Annotated in this window: 3 protein-coding genes; all 3 read left to right on the forward strand. The window is 45.6% G+C overall.

Translation table 11 applies throughout. The features are described from left to right. On the forward strand, positions 1-592 hold a 592-nt coding region (locus ACKTR2_RS09995; RefSeq protein ID WP_456237532.1), incomplete at its 5' end, for a TraG/VirB4 family ATPase. After that, a complete protein-coding gene (locus tag ACKTR2_RS10000) occupies positions 585-2,003 on the forward strand; it encodes a type VII secretion protein EssB/YukC (protein ID WP_407884983.1) in 1,419 nt (472 codons plus the stop codon). The genes ACKTR2_RS09995 and ACKTR2_RS10000, both read left to right, overlap by 8 nt. After that, positions 2,004-3,158, forward strand: coding sequence for a phage tail tip lysozyme (locus tag ACKTR2_RS10005; protein ID WP_152706960.1), 1,155 nt, complete (start codon positions 2,004-2,006; stop codon positions 3,156-3,158). Positions 3,159-3,313: the final 155 nt, after the last annotated feature.

A 3,313-nucleotide genomic window follows, 5' to 3' on the forward strand; every position in this document is an offset into this window, starting at 1 on the left:
AGTCCAATCAGCGGCCTATCTGAATACCTTCCAGTATTTGTGGGACGAAATCACCAAAGATCGGCATAGCCGCAAGAAATTGTTTGTTGATGAATTTCACTTTTTAACCTTACACAAAGCGGCTGCCACCTTTTTCCATCAAGCCTACAAACGGTTTAGAAAATACAATGCCGGGGCGATTGCCGGAACGCAGCAAATTCAAGATGTGATTGAAGGCACGACAGATACCGGGCAGAACATTGGTGAAGCCATTATTGGGAACTCCTATACCAAGGTATTCTTTGGCCTTGATGGTAAAGGTGTCGATGATGTCATTACTAAGTTGAGAATGACGTTCTCGGATAAAGAAAAGAAGCTACTAGAACGTCGTAGACAAGGCGAAGCCTTAATGATCTACGGCAGCCAACGCGCCTTTATGAAAGTCGAGTTGACCGAAGAAGAATTGCGGTTGATTGATCCCGAAGCTTACCAAGAAAAATACAACCGTGAGACAGCCGGACAACCGGATTATCAAAAGCGCGTGGTCTTAACACCTAGTGAGATTGACGCCTTGACCACTACCGAAGAGGAAGGAGGGACTTTAAATGAGTAAACCAAACCAGTTATTGAATATCGAGGTTGGCACCTTCAAGCGACAAGGGAACCAGTTAATTCTCGAACTCAATCACAATCAGTTTCGATATGACCAGTTGAGTGAGCTAAACGAATTAAAACAAACTGATGCCAATTTCTTGCAGTTAGTCAACGTGGTTGAGCAAGGCCAGAAGGTCGTTTTAACTTATACCTTGCCGGATAAGGTCAGATCATTAAAGGAATTACCGCAGGAAAATAAAGCAATCCGGTCAGCGATTGCCAAGGAAATCATGACGCAAAAGGTGGTTAACGATAGCCAGTATCACGTTGCGTTGAACCCAGCCAACCTATGGTATTACCCAATGCAACATGTTTGGTACGCCTACCGGGCCAATGAACTCATGCCCTATGATGACAAGCATAGCAATTTAGCTAAATACAAAGCGCTGATTCTGTTTTGCTTGACGGGGACACCCTATGAACGGCTATTAAGTAATCCTAAAGAAGCCTTGGCCAAACACCCGGACGACTATTTACAACAAGTAGCTAAAGCTACGTCGTTAAATGAGTTAACGGAAGTGGTTAACGGCATTGAGGACTTTGTGAGTTATCACGAATGGCAGGAAGTTGAAACGGCCCAGCAGAAAACCAAACAACGTTTATGGTTGAGCGTGGCCGGAGTGGCGATTGTGGCCGTTTTGGCTGTCGGTTTAGTCCATAAAAGTGACGAACGGCAGTATCAAAGCTTAGCTAACCAGAACCAAGCCCAGGTCACACGATTAAAATATAGCGGCCAAATTCAAACTGCTTTAAATGATCAGAAGTGGTCGGAAGCGCAAAAAGATATGCAACGGGCCGGCTATCCTTCAACTAAGCAAGTCAGTGTCTTTTTAAAGCATGGTCAGTACCAGCAAGCCTTGAAGGTTGATCCAAGCCAGTTGAATAAGGTTGTCAACACGGCTTATGCCAACAAGGATAGCGGGCAGGTTGCCAAGTGGGAATTGCCAACTAAGGCGACAAGCAAGCAAAAAGACCAATTGGCGCTGGAAAAAGCCATCGTTAACTACGACACCAATACGCTCAATAACCAATTATCCTTTACGACGAACGCTGATGTTTTATTGAGAATGGGACAAGCCTTCCTAGCCCATAACGATACGCAAGACGCCCAGACTGTTCAAACCAAGTTAGCTGGCGTGAACAGTCCTAAAGCTAAGTACCTCAAAGCGCTATTAAGTCTCAACTCTGCTAAGAACGAAGTTAGCGACGCCCAAAAGAAGTTAGATGACGCCAACAAGATTGATGGCAGTAAAGATAAGGATAAAGACAAGAAGGTGGATTCAGCCAAGTCGGACTTAAAGAATGCGCAGAGTGACCAATCAGCAGCGCAAAAACAAGTCGATCAGGCCAAGCACAAAGTGGGTGATTAAATGCAGGTATTGTCGTTTGAATATAAGAAAAAGAAGTGGAAGTTGATTGCTTATATTGTGGGCGGCACCATTCTGCTAATCGTCTTGCTGATTGCCGCGATTACTGGTCAGCTACAAGAAAACAGTTGTGATAACTCAACCACCACAGAGACGCAATTGGATAGTAAGAGCATGACAGAAAATGCCAAAAGTATCTATGCGCACTGGAAACAGAAGTATGGCGCCACCCCACAAGCGGCCGCCGGAATCTTGGGGGTCTTACAACTGGAAAGTCGCCTTGATCCCAATTCGGTTAATTCAAGTTCCGGTGCCACGGGCTTAGCCCAGTGGTTAGGTGGTCGAAAGGATAAGTTGGAAGATTTAGCCCACAAAGAAAACAAACCAGCGACTAATCTCGGCGTGCAGTTGGACTATCTCGATCAAGAATTGAACAGTAGTTACTATGCGTCAAACAAGCAGATTTTTAAGTATACGGACGTGCACAAAGCGACGAAAGCCTGGTTAATGGATTACGAGGGTATGAGTAAGAACCCGGAACAATGGTATTTAAGCCAAAGATACGGGTATGCCGATCACTGGTATTCCGTGTTCGGGGCGAGTGACCCAGTGGCCGGTAATACCTTAGACAATGCGAGTTCAGGCGATCTGACCGAGCTAGGTTGTGATAGTGACCCGGGCTATTCCGGTGGGAGTATCGTCAAAAATGCGGAAAGTATGAAAGGCGATTTCTACTATGTTCAAACCCACCCTAGCCCTGATTTAGGTAGCGATTTAAAGAATCCTAACAAAACCGGTGGAACCGATTGTTCAGGCTTTGTCTGGTTAGCGCTTAATAAAGCTGGTTACAAGGTACCGGCCAACATGGGCTGGTTTACCGGTACGATGGCAAGTGACGCCAAAGGCAGTCATCAATATCTGAAACAGATCAGTGAAAATGACGCCAAAGCCGGCGATATTGTGATTGTTAATCAAGGTGCCGGGGCCGGGAACAATGGGCACACCGCAATCTTGTTAGACAAGTGGCAAGGCAAAGCCACCAAAATCATTGAGCAAGGTGGTGTAGGCGACAAGGTTAACGAAAGCACCTTTGGCACCGCCTTTTATAGCTTACTAAGTGGTGGTGATGTGACGTTAGCCCGGCCAATCAAGAAGTAAGGAGGGACAAACAAATGAAGCGTAGCGTGATTTTAAGTGTGGTGATTGGCAGCTTGATCTTAGTTATGTCATTAGGGGCGAATGTCTATCAGCATAGCCAAATTAAGCAGGCACAACAACAGATTAGTCGCTTACAACAACAAAAGCGTCAAGTC

The organism is Furfurilactobacillus curtus, from assembly GCF_045862785.1.
GTDB classification, from domain to species: domain Bacteria; phylum Bacillota; class Bacilli; order Lactobacillales; family Lactobacillaceae; genus Furfurilactobacillus; species Furfurilactobacillus curtus.

Coding starts and splice junctions, on each gene's coding strand:
- ACKTR2_RS10000 (WP_407884983.1), top strand. CDS start 585: ATGAGTAAACCAAACCAGTTATTGAATATCGAGGTTGGCACCTTCAAG.
- ACKTR2_RS10005 (WP_152706960.1), top strand. CDS start 2,004: ATGCAGGTATTGTCGTTTGAATATAAGAAAAAGAAGTGGAAGTTGATT.